We start from the raw sequence: 16,128 nt of genomic DNA, 5'->3' as shown, positions 1-16,128 counted from the left end.
GTTCTACTCCTGTGCCGGCGCGGGTAGCACAGGCGCAGGCCGGGGCAAAGCCGTGCGCCACAAGGCAGCGAGGACGATGAGCGGGGTGAGTTCATGCCCGGTGGCGATGGAGATGACCAGGCACAGGCCGGGCCAGAGAAAGAGCAGCGCGTCCAGGATGCCGATGCGCCAGTGACGGTTTTGCGCGGATTGGGCGAGGATCAGCGAGTAGCCGACCATGCCGTAGACGAAATCATAAGGCGAGGCGAGCAGCGAGAGCAGGACCACGCGGCCGACAAAATCGAGCCGCCGGCGCCAAAGGAAGAGGGCGAGGACGCAGGCAACCGCCAGCAGCGCCTGCATTGCCTGGGCCAAGCCGAACCCGGCGCCAAAACTGCGCGCCATCCAGAACAGCGACACGCCAAGCCCGGGAAAGCTGTGCGGATCAAACGCCGGGGCGATCATCGAGCGCGCTTCCCGCGGGTCTTGCGCCAGGAAGCTGTACCATGGCCCGGTCCCGAACCAGGCAAGGGAGAGCAGCGACAGCGCCACCACCACGACCGCGAAGGCGACCAGCGCGCGCCAGCGTTTTTGCGCCAGCAAGGCGAAGGGCACCAAAATCCCGACCTGAGGTTTCACCGCCAGAATGCCCAGCAGCGCGCCGCCCCGGGCCGGCGCTGTTGCGGCGAGGGTCAGGCCTGAGACCAGCAGCGCATCGCCGATGATGCCGACCTGACCGATCTGTAGGCTGAACAAGGCCGCCGGGCTGAGCAGCGTGATCAGGATCACCAGCCAGCTATAGCCGGCCCGGCGCAGCATCCAAGCGGCCAGAGCCCAGAACCCGACCGCCCAGACCAGGGCAGCGCATTCGAAGGGCAGAAAGGACAATGTCCGAGGACCGGCAAAAACGGCGGGGGATAGAGAAAATGCTCGATATAGCCATGCACGCCGAGCAGCGCCTGGGCGGCGATGTTGAAGCGTTGATGATCGTACAGCAGATCGAACGATCCCTGCCGCGCCAGCCGCCCGGCGGACCAGAATACGGCAAAGTCACATTGCGGGGCCTGGCAGGGCGGGTCCACCGCGATCGGCCGGCCGGTGAAATAGCTCAGCCGCGGCGCCACACGCTTGATGAAGGTCACCACCAGGATGGCCCAGAAGGCCAGCAACAGCGCGATCCCGCCGAAGCGGTCGATGAAGCGGAGATAGGCACGGAGGCGCTTGGTCATGGATATTGGCGCTTCCTCTGGGCGGTCTCAAACATAAGACGCAGCAGGCTCGCCATAATGATTAGCGGTGAAAACAGATGGCCGGTTTGGATTGCAATAAGTGGGCAAAAGGGCGGCCACAGCCAGAACAGCAAATCTGTGATGCCGATCTTCCAACCGCGGCGCGCGGCCAGGGCCGCCAAGACCCAAGCGCCCGCCACCATATCGCTAATATAACCGTAAGGCGTTGCCAGCAGCGTCAGCAAAACGGTGGCGGCGGTGCGGTCAAGGGTTGGTGCGTCGGACCACCGCCATATCCAGATCGCCGTCAGCGCGGCGAAACCCGTCACCACAATCTGCACCCAATTGGCAAAAGCGAAGCCAACATGGAAACTGCGCAGCATCCAAAAAACCGAAATCCCACCGCCCATATAGATATGCGGGTTGAAAGGTCGGTTGAGGACGGCTCTGGTTTCCTGAACTCCATAGGTGAAATATGCGCCCCAGACAGATTTGCCGAAAAACAGCGTCGTCAACCCGACCAAGGCAATCACGCAAACAATAAAGCCCAGGGCACTGCGCAGATTTCGCCGTGCGAAGGCAACAGAAGGCGCCAATAGCCCAAGCTGTGGCTTGAGCGACAAAAATCCCAGCAACACCCCCGCCATCCCCGGTTGGTCGAGGGCGCGCATCAGTCCGGCCACGAAAATGGCACCTCCGACGATGCCGATCTGGCCAAGCTCAAGACACCAAACTGCTGCAGGGCTCAGGCAACCAGCCAGAATCACCAGCCATGAAAGCCCAGCCCAGCGCAACAAAAGAATGGCCGAAAGCAACAGCGCCGCGCTCCAGGCAAAAAAGCTTGCCTCGAACGGCAAATAAGCCGCCAGCGCGCTGGGAAGCAGCATGGGGGGCGGGTAGAAGAATGCATCGACACCAAGCTGAAGATTGAATAGATGCTGCTGGAATGCGTGAAATCGCGCGGGATCGTAAATCTGGTTGAAAGCGCCATGCCGGGCGAGAAGCCCAGCCGGCCAGAAGGCGGTGAAATCACATTCTGGCGTCTGGCACGGTGGATCGATATTCACCGATTTGCCAAACAAATAAGCCAGTCGCGGCAGCATGTGGTCAAGGGCGACTTTCGTCCACAATAACCAGAAATAGCCCAAAACGACCCATAGCAGCGCGGTCCAACTTTTTCCGAACCACGTCAGGCCCCGTCTCACATCCATGCCGCCTCTTGCCCTGCTCCGCCTCTCTCGCTTAGCACAAACCTCATGACAGCCAATGCCGCCGCCCGTACCTACCGCGCCATCGGGCTGATGTCCGGCACCTCGCTGGATGGGGTGGATGCCGCCTGGATCGAGACCGATGGCGAGCATGTCAGCGGCTTCGGGCCGGCGGCGACGTTGTTGTATGATGAGGCGCTGCGCGCGCAGCTGCGCGGCCTGCTCGACCGGGCGCCGGGCCTCTCAGCGGATGCTCCGGCCGTGCTGGACGCCACCGCCCGGCTGACCCGCGAGCATGCGCTGGCGGTGGCGTTGCTGGGGCGCTCGGCCGATATTGTCGGGTTTCACGGCCAGACCATCCTGCACGCCCCGAAAGCCGGGCGGACCTGGCAGATCGGCGATGCGGCGCTGCTCTCCCACATCACCAGGCTGCCGGTGGCGTTTGATTTCCGCGCCGCCGATGTCGCCGCCGGCGGCGAGGGCGCGCCTTTGGTGCCGCTGTTTCATGCGGCGCTGGCGCGGGAGCTGGCAAAGCCGTTGCTGATCGTGAATATCGGCGGGGTGGCAAATGCCACCTGGCTGGGCGCTTCGGGCGAGATCATCGCCTGCGATACCGGGCCCGGGAATGGGCCGCTGGATGATCTGGCGCAGGCTCATCTCGGCCAACCCTATGACAAGGACGGCGCGCTGGCCGCTGGCGGGCAGGTCGACCATCAGCGGCTGCAACAGCTGCTCGCGCATCCTTTCTTCGCGCAACCGGCACCGAAATCGCTCGACCGGCTGAGTTTCTCCAGCCTCATCGCCCAGGCCACCCAGGGCCTCGACCCGGCCGACGCCGCCGCCACGCTGGCCGCCTTCATCTGCGCCGCGATCGCCGAAACCAAATTTCCCGCCCCGCCGCAACAGGTGCTGATCACCGGCGGCGGCCGGCATAATGCCACGCTGATGGCGGGCCTCGCCGCGCGCTTCGCGGTGCCGGTGCGCCCGGTGGAGGCGGTGGGCTGGAATGGCGATGCGCTGGAGGCGCAATGTTTCGGCTTCCTCGCGGTGCGCACGCTGCGCGGCCTGCCGCTTTCGCTCCCCAGCACCACCGGAGTGCGCGCCCCGCAGACCGGCGGCCAGATTTACGGGACGATCTTGTAGAGCGTCCAGCCCGCCGCATCGCTGCCGACGGCGCGCAGCCAGGGCGGCACCGCGCCTTTGTTCAGCGCATCCCAGAGCGTGTCCGGCGGCAGGTCGGCGACCAGCAGATAGCGGCCGGGCATCGGGCAGAACAGCACATATTTGGCGCCGGTATCCACCACAGCTTGCGGTTCGCTGGTGCCGGGGACCGCGCGCCAGGCCGCGCGGTCACGCATGAAGGCGGGCACGCCATGTTCATAGAGCGAGCCGACGGTTTCGATCTGGCTGCGATAGAGCAGCTCGGGCGTGTCCTCGGCGCGGGCCAGCACCACCTGCCCGGCCGCCGGGGCCAGCAGCGGGCCGATATGGCGCAGGCTGCAGGAGGGATAGGACCGCCCGCCCGGCACCGGCTTCGGCGCCGCACCGGCCCGCGCCGCCAGGAACGGCACCAGCAGGATCAACGCCAGCAGGCCGATCCGCTTCACCCCGGCCAGCGCCCCCTCCATCCCGCTCAACGCCACCGGCAGCAGGCAGGCGGCGAACAGAGCCGAGAAACAGGTGAAGAGCAGATAGAAATACCCCAGCCCCAGCGCCACCAGCGCGCAGAGCGCGACATAAGCCCAGCCCAAAGGCGCGCGGCGCGGCGCGCCCAGCAGCTCCGGCGCGGCGAGGTCCGCCAGCCCCGGGCGCCGCTCCGCCCAGGCGCGCTGCGCCGCATAGAGCACGGCCCAGAGGCCAGGGAGCAGGAACACGATCAGTTCACGCCCGCGCGGGGGCAGCTGTTCGGTGATTACCCCGAACATCGCCTTCAGCTGATCCGGCGGCAACAGCCCGGACGGGCCTTCGATGACGACGGGATAGGTCGCGATCCAGGCCGCCAGCGGCACTCCCAGCACCGCCAGCCCGAGCGGCCCGCGCAGCCGTGCCGGGGCACGGGCCTGCACCCGTGTCAGTACCGCCGCGCTCACCAGCAGCACCAAAGCCATGCTGAAATAGACGATGGACAGCCGGTCGATCTCCGGATCGCCATAGCCGCCGGCCGGCGGGTCGATGAAGAAGGCGATGCCGATCACGTCGAAACACCCGGCCGCGGTGGCCAGGATGGTGGTGGCGTTGCGTGCATAGAGCCAGCGCAGAGCCAGCCCGGCATAGGCCATCAGCACGAAGGGCATCGTCTCCGGCGTCATCCAGATGCCAAAGCCCCCGGCCAGACCGGCCATGAAGCCGAGCCCGACATCCCCGCGCAGGGCGCGCAGCACGAAGCCAACGGTGAGCGCGATAAAGACCAGCAGGGCGATGTGATAATGCACCACGCCGGGCAGCGCGATCGCGGCCAAAGCGGGCAGGACGGCGGCGGCAGCGGCGGCGGCCCAGAGATGCCGGCGCAGCGCCAGCGGCTCCACCGCCCAGGCGCAGGCCGCCCCAGCGCCCCCACCCCCAGCGGCCCCAGCGCCACCCCGGCGGCGAACAGCGCCTTATGCCAGCCGATCACCAGACTCAGCGGGGCGGCCATCAGCCACAAGATGATATCCAGCAGCCGCGACCATTCCACCATCACCCCGGCGCCGGAATCATCGCGCGCGACAGTCGTGACCAGATGGCCGAGATGCACACCCTGCTCGATTCGCAGCAGCCGCATATAGGAATCCGGGTCCTGCAGGCTGCCCGCCAGCACGCTCGGCCATTGATGCAGGCCGAGCAGGATATTCAGCCCGGCGCTGAGCAGAAACAGCAGGCCGTAGATCAATTGGACTGCGCCCGGAACCCCGCCACGCCGCTCTCCAGCGCGGTGACATGCTTGGGCGCGAATTTGCTGGCATCGGTGACGCCGCAGCTATGGGCGATGATCTCGACCTCATCGCGCATCTTCAGCGCATAGCGCGAGACGCGCACCGCCTTGTCGGTCGGATCCAGCCCGGCGATCAGCCTTTTGTCGGCGGCGGTGACCCCGGTAGGGCAATGGCCGGAGCCGCATTTCATCGCCTGGATGCAGCCCAGCGCGAACATGAAGCCGCGCGCGGAGGAGACGAAATCCGCCCCCATGCACAACGCCCAGGCCACCTTGTCCGGGGTGATCAGCTTGCCCGAGGCGACGATGCGGATGCGGTGCTGCAGCCCATGCTCGTAACGCAGCGCCGCGACATAAGGCAGCGCCTGGGTGATCGGCAGGCCGACATAATCGGCCAGCGATTCCGGCGCCGCGCCGGTGCCGCCCTCGCCGCCATCGATCTGGATATAATCCGGGCAATGCTCCGGGTTGTCGGCGCAATCGCCGAACCATTCATCCAGGAAGGCCGGGTCGCCCAGCACGAATTTCACCCCCACCGGCTTGCCGGTGATGCTGCGCACCCGATGCACGAATTCGCCCAGCTCGGTGACGCTGCCGATATCGCGGTGGCGGTTGGGGGAGATGCTGTCCTGCCCCGGGGTGATGCCGCGGATCTCGGCGATCTCCTGCGTCACTTTCGCGCCGGGCAGAATGCCGCCTTTGCCGGGCTTGGCCCCTTGCGCCAGCTTCACCTCGAACATCTTCACCTGCGGGTGTGCCGCCAGCTCGCGCAGCCGGGCTTCGGAGAGATTGCCCTGCGCATCACGCACGCCATATTTCGCGGTGCCGATCTGCATGACGATGTCCGCCCCGCCCTCCAGATGATAGCGGCTGAGACCGCCCTCCCCGGTGCTCATCCAGATCCCCGCCAGCTTCGCCCCGCGCGAGAGCGCGGTGACGGCGTTGTTGCTGAGCGCGCCATAGGACATGCCGGAGATATTGAAGAAGCTCGCCGCCGGATAAGGCTGCTCACAGGCGCCGGGGCCGTTGGCGATGCCGATCAGCTTGCCGCTGTAAGCCCGCTTATCCTCATCCAGCACCGGAAAAGCCGCGTTGCGGAACACGAAGCTGGGCACAGCCTCAGAGCCGAAGCTGATGAAATTGGAAACCCCCTTGGCGGAGCGATAGACCCAGCTGCGCTCCAGCCGGTTGAACGGCCGCTCCACCCAGTCCGACAGATATTGGTACTGGCGCATATAGGTACCCCAGGTTTCCGCGAAATAACGGAAATGCCCGATGATGGGGAAATTGCGCAGCACCGTGTGCCGGGTCTGAAGCTTGTCATGGATATATAGCGCGACCAGACCGAGACTGATCAAAACGACGATGACGGCCAAGATGGTCATGCGGGGGTCCCCTCTCCTGCTGTTGGTTTCATTAACGGAGAAGGCGGGCAATGTCTTGGGGAGCGAAGTGAAGAAAGAGGTGGGGATTTTTTGAAAAAAGTCCCCACACCCCCAAAAACTTTTGCAAATTTTTTAGCGCGCGGGGCCGGGGAGCCAGACGGAGAAGCAGCTGCCCTGGCCAAGCTCGCTTTCGATCACCAGCCGGCCGCGATGGCGCGAGACCACATGTTTGACGATGGCCAGCCCCAGCCCGGTGCCGCCAATATGGCGCGACCGGCCTTTATCGACGCGGTAGAAACGCTCGGTCAGCCGCGGAATATGCTCGCGCGGGATCCCGCACCTTCATCGGCCACCGAAACCAGCACCCCGCCCGCCGGAAAACGCTCATCCTGGGCGATGCCGGCCGAGAGCGTCACCCGCCCGCCCGGCTTGCCGTATTTCAAGGCGTTTTCAAGCAGATTGGTGAAAACCTGGGTGAGCTGATCGGCATCGGCGGCCACCCGTGGCAGATCCGCCGGCACCTCCACCACCAGGGTGATTGCCTGTGCCCTGACCATCGGCTCCAGCCCGGCGACGATGCGCTCCAGCAGTGGCGGCAGATGCAGCAGCTCCTTCGGTGGCGAATGTTCGGAAATCTCGATCTTGGAGAGGGAGAGCAGATCGCCGATCACGCGCTGCATCCGCGCCGCCTGTTCGGCCATGATGCCGAGGAAGGTTTCCTGCGCCTCGCGGTCATCGGCGGCCGGGCCGCGCAGCGTTTCGATGAAGCCGATCAGGCTGGCCAGAGGCGTGCGCAGCTCATGGCTGGAATTGGCGACGAAATCGGCGCGCATCTTCTCCAGCGCGCGCTCGCGGGTGCGGTCGCTGACCAGCATATAGACCGGCCCGCCGACCGGGATCATCGTCACTTCCAGATCCCGCTTCACCGGCGCGGCCAGCACGACCTCGCGGCGCACCGGCGCGGCGCTGGCCAGCACTTCGGCCAGGGCGTCGCGCACATCCGGGTGGCGCAGCAGGGCCGCGGTCTCGGTGCCGAAGGCGGTGATCGCGCTGTCATTGCGCCAGAGCATGGCGCCGTCCGCGTCGAGTTTCAGCAGCGGGTCTGGCAGGCGTTCAACCAGGGCGCGGTCTTCCGCCGCGCTGGCCACGTGGCGGCTGCGCAGCAGCCGCTCCGCATGGATCAGCCGCAGCGCCTCGGCCCCGAGATCGCTCATCCCGGGCATCAGCAGATGCCGGTCGGTCGGCAGCGATTCCGGGGCGGTGCGCAAGGCGCGCACCAGCCGCGTCATCGCCACCACATCCCGCCCCAGCAACAGCGCGAACAGCAACGCCACCAGCGTGCAGACCGCCCAGGCGGCGAAAGCCAGCAGCGGCCGCAGATCCCCAGCGCCGCGAGCAAGGCAAAGACCAGGCTGGGCGTCAGCCCCAGCCCGAAAAACAAGGCGAGCGCGGCGGGGCCGGCCTTGTCCCAGCTGGTGCCTTCGGGGGGAGCCATCGGCGGGGTCAGGGGTTGTTGAGGCTGGCGGGGGCTGGGGAGGTGATGGTCGGCTGCCCCGGCGTGATCGAGAACACCGCCAGGCCACGCTTCACCGTGCCATCCGGCTCCAGCACCAGCAGCCCGTCAGTGCCGGTGAAGCCGGCGGGGGCGCTCAGCGTCTGTACCGTATAGCCGCCATTGGACGCGGCCAGCTTGGCCAGGGCGGCGGCATCGAAGGCGACATCCGCGATCGCCGGCGGCGCGCTGCCATAGGCGGCGGTGTATTTGGCATCGAAGGACGCGGCGGCGGCGGGGTCCGGCGCGGCATAGATGGCGCCGCGCAGCGCGCTCTGCCCGGCCATGGCGCTGGCCAAGGGCGCCCAGAGCGAGGGGCCCATCAGCAGCACCTGCGGCGCCGAAACATCGTAATAAGGCAGGAAATTCGCCAGCTCGGCCAGGGTATTGCCATCGGTGGCGCCGATGAAGAGGGCGTTGAAGCTGGGCGGCGCCACCTGCTGGCGGCGCAGCTCGCGGGCCTTGGCCAACCCCTCCGGCGTGTTGCTGTCCTTCGCCGCCTTGATCTGCGCCATCAGCGCCTCACCGCGGCCGCTCCAGTCCGACAGCGTGCGCACGGCGTTGTTCAGGCTGGAAAAGCCTGGCTCGTAGAACTGGATCTGCGGCGCCGGCTCGCTCAGCTTGGCGGCTTCCTGCTGCAGCGCTTGGCCGAGGCGATGGCCGAAATCCGTATCCGGCAGCAGCCCGGCGAGCTGGGTATGGCCGGCATCGGAGGCGGCCTGCACGACGCGGCGGACCTGCTGCCCGGGCGAGATGCCCAGCGGCCACACGCCCGGCTGCGCCACCGTGCCATCATTAGTGAAGGCCAGGACATTCACCCCGGCCTGCTTGGCGATGGGGGCGACCGCCTGGGTCTCGGCGGCGGTCAGCGGCCCGAGGATGATGCCATCCCCGCCGCGAGCCCGGCCTGCGCGGCGCTCACCGCCCCGGCGGCGGTGCCGCCGGTGTCGCGAATATCCAGGGCCGGGGTGCTGCCGGCGGGGAAGGCGATCTTGGCGGCATTGGCCAGGGCCTGGCCCACCGGGGCCAACGGCCCGCTCAGCGGCACCAGCAGCATGACATTGCCGGATGTCTTGCCTGTGTTATTCGGGGTGCCGGCATTCGGCGTCAGCGCCGCGGGCAAAGGCCCGCTGCCGTTGATCTGAGGGGCTTGCCCCGCGCAGCTGGCAAGCGCCAGCATGCCGCCAAGGAGTAGAGATGAGCGAAGAGACGGCACCAGGCGCAATGATTGATCCTCCAACGCAAGCCCCGCCCACGGCGATGGCCGGGGCGTCCCTGCCCGCTCTTGTGATGGTTTCGACGCCAATCGGCAACCTTCAAGATTTATCGGACAGGGCCAGGTCGACTTTATCTGGGGTGAACACGATCCTGTGTGAAGATACGAGAACCAGCGCGGTGCTGCTGCGCGCCCACGGAATCAGCGCCAAATGCATCGCCTTGCACGAACATAATGAATCCGCCGCGATTCCCCGGCTTGTGGCGGCGATGCAACAGGGCGAGCGTTACGCCTTGATCTCGGATGCCGGCACGCCTTTGGTCTCGGACCCCGGCTACCGGCTGGTGCGCGCGGTCATCGAGGCGGGGCTGCCGGTCTCCGGCGTGCCGGGCGCGAATGCGGCGGTGCTGGCCCTCACCCTCTCCGGACTGCCGCCGCAGCCTTTTCTGTTCACCGGCTTCCTGCCGCCCAAGGCCGGGCCGCGCCGGGCCGCCTTCGCCGGGCTGCGCGGCGCCGAGCTGGCCGGGCTCAGCGCCACCCATATTTTCTACGAGGCGCCGCACCGGCTGGCGGAATTCCTGGCCGATGCCGCCTCTGCATTCGGGGAGCGCCCGGCCGCGGTGTGCCGGGAGCTGACCAAACATTATGAGGAGGTGCGCCGCGACACGCTGCCGGCCCTGGCGGCGCATTACGCCGAGCACGCGGCGCGCGGCGAGATCGTCGTGGTGGTCGGCCCGGCGCCAGCGGAGGAGACCGGGGCGGAGTCGTTGGATCAGGCGCTGCGCGCGGCGCTAAAGAGCCTCAGCGTGAAGGACGCCGCCGCCGCCGTGGCCGCCGCCACCGGGCTGCCGAAAAAACAGGTCTATAAGCGTGCTCTGGAGATGGCGCAGGGGGAGGATTAGCCCCCCTGCGCGTTGCTCTTACGGGTAGAGCCGGCCGCTGCTCCAGCCATCTTCCGCCTTGCTGAAGATCAGCCGGTCATGCAGGCGGAAATCGATCCCTTGCCAGAACTCGAAATAATCCGGGCTCAGCCGCCAGCCGGACCAGAAGTCCGGGCGCGGCACGCTCTGGCCGGCGAAGCGCGCTTCCATCTCCTGCAAGCGGCTTTCGAACAGGCTGCGCGAGGCCAGCGGGCGGGATTGCTCGGAGGCCCAGGCGCCCAGCTGCGAGCCGCGCGGGCGGGTGGCGAAATACTCATCGGCCTGGGCCGGCTCGACCGGCGCGATCGCACCTTCTATGCGGATCTGCCGCTGCAGGCTCTTCCAATGGAACAGCAGCGCCACATGCGGATTGCCCGCCATATGCTGGGCCTTGCGTGACCCGAGATTGCCATAGAACACGAAGCCGCGCTCATCCCAGGCTTTCAGCAGCAGAATCCGCGCCGCCGGGCGGCCTTCGGGGGAGACCGTCGCCACGGTCATCGCGTTCGGATCGTTCGGTTCGGTGCGTTGCGCCTCCGCGAACCAGAGACCGAACTGGCGGAAAGGATCCTCGCTCATCGTCACTTATGCTCCTGCGCGTCTTGTGAGCCTTGATTGGCGCTGTCCTCTATGCCACCAACCGGACCCTCAGACGATAGCAGCACGGAGATGAGCCGCGATGGCCGACACCGATACCGAATCCGCCCTGCCCCAGGGCACGTTGATGCAGGGCAAGCGCGGCCTGATCATGGGCGTGGCGAATAACCGCTCCATCGCCTGGGCCATCGCCCGCGCTGTTGCCGCCCAGGGCGGCGAGCTGGCTTTCACCTATATGGGCGAGGCGCTGGAGAAGCGGGTGCGCCCGCTGGCCGCCTCCGTCGGCTCCGATATCCTGATCCCCTGCGATGTCGGTGACGATGCCGCCATCGATGCCGCCTTCGAGACCTTGAAGACGAAATGGGGCAAGATCGACTTCCTGGTGCATGCCATCGGCTTCGCGGACAAGAATTTTCTGCGCGGGCGCTATGTGGACACCCCCGCGCGGTGTTCCAGCAGGCGCTCGATATCTCCGCCTATTCCTTCGCCGCCGTCTCCCAGCGCGCCGCCGCGATGATGCCCGATGGCGGTTCGCTGCTCACCCTCACCTATCTCGGCGGTGAGCGCTGGATGCCGCATTACAACGTGATGGGCGTGGCCAAGGCCGCCCTTGAGGCCTCCGTGCGCTACATGGCGGCGGATCTCGGCAAGGATAAGATCCGCGTCAACGCCATCTCCGCCGGGCCGATCAAGACGCTGGCGGCGTCGGGCATCGGCGATTTCAGCTATATTCTGAAATGGAACAAATATAACGCGCCGCTGCAGCGTAATGTGGAGTTGGAGGAGGTTGGCATGTCCGGCCTGTATCTGCTCTCTGATCTCGGGCGCGGCGTGACCGGCGAGACCCATCATGTCGATTGCGGCTATCATGTCGTCGGCATGAAGCACCCGGACGCGCCGGACTTCACCATCGCCAGCGAGTAACCATGTCCTTCAACACATTCGGGCAGCTGTTTCGCGTCACCACCTGGGGCGAGAGCCATGGGCCGTCGATCGGCGCGGTGGTGGATGGCTGCCCGCCGGGGATCGAGCTTTCGGAAGCGGATATCCAGCCTTTTCTGGATCGCCGCCGCCCCGGCACCTCGCGCTTCACCACCCAGCGCCAGGAGCCGGACCAGGTGAAAATCCTCTCCGGCGTGCATGAGGGCAAAACCACCGGCACGCCGATTTCGCTGGTGATCGAGAATACCGATCAACGCTCGAAGGATTACGCGAATATCACGGCGCGCTACCGGCCCGGCCATGCGGATGTGGCCTATGACATGAAATACGGCCATCGCGACCCGCGCGGCGGCGGCCGCTCCTCCGCCCGCGAAACCGCGATGCGGGTGGCCGCCGGCGCCATTGCCCGCAAGGTGCTGGGCGCGGGCGTGGTGATCCGCGGCGCGATGGTGGCGATGGGCGCGCATGGCATCAACCGCGCCAACTGGGATTGGGCGCAGGTGGAGCAGAACCCGTTCTTCTGCCCGGATGCGACCGCCGCGCAGGCCTGGGAAGCCGAGCTGGATGCGGTGCGCAAGGCCGGTTCCTCCATCGGCGCGGTGCTGGAGATTGTCGCCGAGGGCGTGAAGCCGGGCCTGGGCGCGCCGCTTTACGGCAAGCTGGATGCGGACATCGCCGCGGCGCTGATGAGCATCAACGCGGTGAAGGGGGTGGAGATCGGCGATGGCTTCGCCGCCGCCGCCCTGCGCGGCGAAGAGAATGCCGATGAGATGCGGATGAAGGAGGGGGAGATTGAGTTCCTCTCCAACCATGCCGGCGGCATCCTCGGCGGCATCGCCACCGGGCAGCCGATTCTCGCCCGATTCGCGGTGAAGCCGACCAGCTCCATCCTGATCCCCAAGCGCTCGGTGAGTGCCGATGGCGAGGAGGTGGAGGTGATGACCAAGGGCCGGCACGACCCCTGCGTGGGCATCCGCGCCGTACCGGTGGGTGAGGCGATGCTGGCCTGCGTGCTGGCCGACCATCTGCTGCGCCATCGCGGCCAGACGGGACGCTAGAGCGCACTGACCGTAGACGGTCAGCCCGATCTAGCGCGTATTCCGTTCACGTTGGTGTACGGAATACGCTCTAGCTTTTTGTTCGAGCGAGCAACTTTATCCGATCAAACGAGTCCGTTTGATCGGATGTTGCTCTAGCTCTTTGTTTTGGCGCGCAACTTTATGACCCTGACTGATGCCAGTCAGGGTCATGTTGCTCTAAACCGCCCGGCGGGTGAGCTTAAAACGCTGTTAAGCGTCGGGTCTTAAGAGCTTCTTATGACCCGTTCGCCGTTTTTTCCTCCCGCCGGCGCGCGTCTGGCGCCGACCTCCTGGCTTGCCGTCGGCGCCACGCTCGCGGATTTCGCCTTCGAGACAGATCCGCTGGGCCGCTTCACCGCCTTTGGCCCCGGCCGCGCCTTGGGCCGCCCCACGGCGGCGCTGATGGGGCAGGAATTCACCATATTGCTGGCTGGCGGCAACCAGGAAGAGGCGGCGGTGAGCGCCAACGAGCTACGCTCGATCATCACCACCATCTGCGTGGAATGTGTCGCCTGGCATGGGCGGCTGCGCCTGGCCGGACCGGACGGCGCCCTGCGGCTCTACCGGCTCTCGCTGGCGCCGCGCCGGGAGGGCAGCGAGATCGCCGGCACTTACGGGCTGCTGTTCGATCTGGAAACGCCCGACCTGGTGTTGCCGGACCGCCATGCCGAACGCGCCGCGCGCCCCGGCTTCAGTCCGGGCACGATGCTGGATGTGGAAACCGGGCTGTGGAGCCGCGCCACCTTCGCCACCGAAATCACCCGGCGGCTGGACCGGCTCGATGTCGAGGAGCAACCGGGCACGCTGCTTTATATCGGCTTCGGCCCGTTGAATGCGAAGCTGCGGCCGGCGGTGGCGTTGCGTCTCGCCGAGGAGCTGCGCGACATCATGCGCCCGACAGACCTGCTGGGCCGGGTGGAGGACCTGGTCATCGGGCTGTGGTGCGATGGGATGGACCATCTCACCGGCGGCGAACGGGCGGCGAAATTCTGCACGACCTTGCCGGCTTTGCTGCCGGAGCGGACGTTGCTGAATGTGGGGGTGGTGCCGCGCTGGCCCGGCAGAGGCGAGGATGCGGAAACCGTGATGGAACATGCGGCCATGATGCTGCGCCAGCTGCAGAATGAAGACGCCCCCGCGCCCGGCGCTCCCAGCCCGCCGCTCTGGCGGGTCTGGCAGAGCGATTAGGCGCCTACCCAGACCGAACGCCCAGGCAGGACGAGCCGCGGACAGGCAACAGGGTGGGCACCAAGACTGGCAACAAGACTGGCAACAAGACTGGCGCGCGTTCCAGCTGCGCGCAAATCGGCTTGCCGCCCTGCAAGCCTGGCGCGATGATGGGGCTACGACCACGGAGCCCGCTCAGTTGAAAATTCTGCCCACCGCCCTTCTGGCCTGCCTCGCCGCCTGCCCGGCCCTGGCGCGCCCGCTGCCCAACCCACCACCTTCGGGAATCACCGTGCATCTGTTCGGCCCGGGTTCCATCGGCTCTCAAATCCTGCCGGATGGCAGCACCAAGACGGGCGGCGCAAAACCCGTCGGCGGCGGCCCGGAGGCGGCACCCGTTTCGCAGGCGCGGCCAGAACCGACATGGGGCCAGATCGCGCACGAAATGTTCGTCACTGGCGATCCGGCGCAGGAAGCAGAGCCGCGCTTTGCCACCGGACGCGCCGGGCAGCATGCCGGCCAGCTGAACCAATAGAGCATCGGGCTTTTGTCTCGGCCCGCAATTCCTTGCTGTTGAGAAAAATGTTTTGGGGGCAGCTCTTTTAAAAAGACGGCGAAGCGATGTGGGGGCTTTTTGTAAAAAGCCCCCACATCCAAAAAAATTTTTATAACTTTTTCAGATACTTACCTTCAAATTACCTCTAGCTATCCCGGGCGCGCAGCTTGGCCGCGTCGTCCTGCAGATGCTTGGCCATCTCATCCATGTGCCAGGCTTCGATGTCGTAGAAGGTGACATAGCCGCGCTTGGCGGTGTCGATCTGGCTGAAATGATCGACCACCGGCTTGAAATTGGCGGCCTTGGCCTGGGCCAGGGTCAGATGGCCGTCATGGCTGGTATTGGCCGCATAGAAATCCGTCAGGAAACGCTGCGGGCCCATCCCGTGATGGTGCCAGGGGCCGTTATGCGGGCCCATCGGGCCGGGGCCCATACCCCCATCCCATCCCCATCCCCGGCGGGGCGGCGGCGGGTTGGCGCCGTTATCGGCGGCTTGCGCGAAAGCGAGGCCAGGTGCCAGCGCCAGCAAAGAGGCAAAAAGAATACGACGCATCGGATACTCCATGGAAAACTGTCGATGCGCTCTTTCTAAGGCCAGCGTGTAACAGCCGCATCTCGTCCTTGTGACCAAAAAAAACGGCGCCCGAAGGCGCCGTTTTCCTGGAATATCCAGATCTTAGCGGGAGTAGAACTCGACCACCAGATGCGGTTCCATCTGCACCGGGAAGGGCACATCGGCCAGCTTCGGGGCGCGCAGGAAGCGGCCCTTCATGGCGCGGTGATCCACCTCGACATATTCCGGCACGTCGCGCTCGCCGCTCTGCGCGGCATCGAGCACCACGGCCAGCTGCTTGGACTTTTCGCGGACCTCGATCACGTCCTCATCCTTCACCTGGTAGGAGGGGATGTTGACGCGCTGGCCATTGACGGTGACGTGACCATGGGAGACGAACTGACGGGCCGCGAACGGGGTGATCGCGAATTTGAGGCGGTAGATGACCGCATCCAGGCGGCGCTCCAGCAGCTCGATCAGGTTCTCGGAGGTGTCGCCCTTACGGCGCACGGCCTCTTCATAGTACTTGTAGAAGGTCTTCTCGGAGATGTTGCCGTAATAGCCCTTGAGCTTCTGCTTGGCCATCAGCTGCACGCCGAAATCGGACGGCTTCTTGCGGCGCTGGCCATGCTGGCCCGGGCCGTATTCGCGCTTGTTCACCGGGGACTTCGCACGGCCCCACAGATTCACGCCGAGACGGCGATTGATTTTATATTTGCTTTCAGTGCGCTTGGTCATGGCGCAGGTACCCTTCTTGTTAAAACCGCCAGTAGTCTCTTCCGTTCAGCCACAATATCCTGTGGGCAAAACAGAGAGCGGGCGCGAGCGACCACC

16 protein-coding genes and 2 pseudogenes are annotated in these 16,128 nt (G+C 66.0%); 6 read left to right on the top strand and 12 right to left on the bottom strand.

The features are described 5' to 3' along the window. Positions 1 to 3: 3 nt before the first annotated feature. Genes GT370_RS04110 through GT370_RS04100 form a run of 3 tightly spaced genes read right to left on the bottom strand, consistent with a single transcriptional unit; the run spans position 4 to position 2,419 of the window. Positions 4 to 867, bottom strand: a complete 864-nt coding sequence (locus tag GT370_RS04110; protein WP_270183933.1) for a glycosyltransferase family 87 protein — start codon at positions 865 to 867, stop codon at positions 4 to 6. Further along, entirely contained in the window at positions 765 to 1,208 is a 444-nt protein-coding gene (locus GT370_RS04105; RefSeq protein WP_270183932.1) for a hypothetical protein, read from the bottom strand. The genes GT370_RS04110 and GT370_RS04105 overlap by 103 nt, the downstream gene beginning before the upstream one ends. Continuing rightward, entirely contained in the window at positions 1,205 to 2,419 is a 1,215-nt protein-coding gene (locus GT370_RS04100) for a glycosyltransferase family 87 protein (protein ID WP_168118391.1), read from the bottom strand. Before GT370_RS04100 ends, GT370_RS04105 begins: the two co-directional genes overlap by 4 nt. Before the next feature lie 45 nt (positions 2,420 to 2,464). Here GT370_RS04100 and GT370_RS04095 point away from each other — a divergent pair, with 45 nt between their 5' ends. After that, positions 2,465 to 3,559: an anhydro-N-acetylmuramic acid kinase gene (locus GT370_RS04095; RefSeq protein WP_008493063.1), complete on the top strand. Its 1,095-nt coding sequence runs from the start codon at positions 2,465 to 2,467 to the stop codon at positions 3,557 to 3,559. On the opposite strand, the gene GT370_RS04090 is transcribed toward GT370_RS04095, so the two are convergent. The 6 genes and pseudogenes from GT370_RS04090 to GT370_RS04065 all read right to left on the bottom strand — a co-directional run bounded on the left by GT370_RS04090 (position 3,541) and on the right by GT370_RS04065 (position 9,444). Beyond that, on the bottom strand, positions 3,541 to 4,941 hold the full coding sequence (locus tag GT370_RS04090; RefSeq protein ID WP_270183931.1) for a hypothetical protein: 1,401 nt from the start codon (positions 4,939 to 4,941) through the stop codon (positions 3,541 to 3,543). The two genes, GT370_RS04095 and GT370_RS04090, sit on opposite strands and share 19 nt — an antisense overlap. Before the next feature lie 340 nt (positions 4,942 to 5,281). Then, a complete protein-coding gene (locus GT370_RS04085; RefSeq protein ID WP_008493067.1) occupies positions 5,282 to 6,712 on the bottom strand; it encodes an FMN-binding glutamate synthase family protein in 1,431 nt (476 codons plus the stop codon). 132 nt (positions 6,713 to 6,844) lie between these two features. After that, positions 6,845 to 7,545 (bottom strand): annotated as a pseudogene (locus tag GT370_RS21215) (sensor histidine kinase). A 452-nt stretch (positions 7,546 to 7,997) separates the two neighbouring features. Beyond that, positions 7,998 to 8,207 (bottom strand): hypothetical protein, encoded by a 210-nt coding sequence (locus tag GT370_RS04075; RefSeq protein WP_270183929.1) that lies wholly within the window; start codon positions 8,205 to 8,207, stop codon positions 7,998 to 8,000. An 8-nt stretch (positions 8,208 to 8,215) separates the two neighbouring features. After that, positions 8,216 to 9,082 (bottom strand): penicillin-binding protein activator, encoded by an 867-nt coding sequence (locus GT370_RS04070; RefSeq protein WP_270183928.1) that lies wholly within the window; start codon positions 9,080 to 9,082, stop codon positions 8,216 to 8,218. A gap of 47 nt (positions 9,083 to 9,129) precedes the next feature. After that, positions 9,130 to 9,444, bottom strand: a complete 315-nt coding sequence (locus tag GT370_RS04065; RefSeq protein ID WP_270183927.1) for a hypothetical protein — start codon at positions 9,442 to 9,444, stop codon at positions 9,130 to 9,132. Positions 9,445 to 9,488: 44 nt separating this feature from the next. On the opposite strand from GT370_RS04065, the gene rsmI reads away from it, so the two are divergent. Further along, positions 9,489 to 10,382, top strand: coding sequence for a 16S rRNA (cytidine(1402)-2'-O)-methyltransferase (rsmI, locus tag GT370_RS04060; RefSeq protein ID WP_270184351.1), 894 nt, complete (start codon positions 9,489 to 9,491; stop codon positions 10,380 to 10,382). An 18-nt stretch (positions 10,383 to 10,400) separates the two neighbouring features. Here the strand turns inward: rsmI and pdxH are convergent, their stop codons facing one another. Beyond that, complete coding sequence (gene pdxH, locus GT370_RS04055) at positions 10,401 to 10,979, bottom strand: pyridoxamine 5'-phosphate oxidase (protein WP_008493071.1); 579 nt, start codon at positions 10,977 to 10,979, stop codon at positions 10,401 to 10,403. A 100-nt stretch (positions 10,980 to 11,079) separates the two neighbouring features. Between pdxH and fabI the strand changes: the two are divergent. The 4 genes and pseudogenes from fabI (at position 11,080) to GT370_RS04035 (ending at position 14,720) form a co-directional block, all read left to right on the top strand. Next, positions 11,080 to 11,921 (top strand): annotated as a pseudogene (gene fabI / locus GT370_RS04050) (enoyl-ACP reductase FabI). Positions 11,922 to 11,923: 2 nt separating this feature from the next. Then, a complete protein-coding gene (gene aroC, locus GT370_RS04045; protein WP_008493073.1) occupies positions 11,924 to 12,997 on the top strand; it encodes a chorismate synthase in 1,074 nt (357 codons plus the stop codon). A 258-nt stretch (positions 12,998 to 13,255) separates the two neighbouring features. Continuing rightward, positions 13,256 to 14,206 carry a GGDEF domain-containing protein gene (locus GT370_RS04040; RefSeq protein WP_008493074.1) on the top strand — a complete coding sequence of 317 codons (951 nt, stop codon included), beginning with the start codon at positions 13,256 to 13,258 and terminating at the stop codon, positions 14,204 to 14,206. Between the two features lie 178 nt (positions 14,207 to 14,384). Continuing rightward, positions 14,385 to 14,720, top strand: a complete 336-nt coding sequence (locus tag GT370_RS04035) for a hypothetical protein (protein WP_008493076.1) — start codon at positions 14,385 to 14,387, stop codon at positions 14,718 to 14,720. A 166-nt stretch (positions 14,721 to 14,886) separates the two neighbouring features. Here GT370_RS04035 and GT370_RS04030 read toward each other — a convergent pair whose 3' ends face one another. Both GT370_RS04030 and rpsD read right to left on the bottom strand, forming a co-directional pair. Then, positions 14,887 to 15,294, bottom strand: a complete 408-nt coding sequence (locus GT370_RS04030; RefSeq protein ID WP_270183926.1) for a hypothetical protein — start codon at positions 15,292 to 15,294, stop codon at positions 14,887 to 14,889. 123 nt (positions 15,295 to 15,417) lie between these two features. Next, positions 15,418 to 16,032 carry a 30S ribosomal protein S4 gene (gene rpsD, locus GT370_RS04025; RefSeq protein WP_008493079.1) on the bottom strand — a complete coding sequence of 205 codons (615 nt, stop codon included), beginning with the start codon at positions 16,030 to 16,032 and terminating at the stop codon, positions 15,418 to 15,420. Between the last annotated feature and the right edge of the window lie 96 nt (positions 16,033 to 16,128).

Source organism: Acidocella sp. MX-AZ03 (assembly GCF_027626035.1).
Lineage (GTDB): Bacteria > Pseudomonadota > Alphaproteobacteria > Acetobacterales > Acetobacteraceae > Acidocella > Acidocella facilis.
The sequence above is the reverse complement of the archived record's forward strand: the minus strand, read 5'-3'. Positions and strand labels throughout refer to the sequence as shown.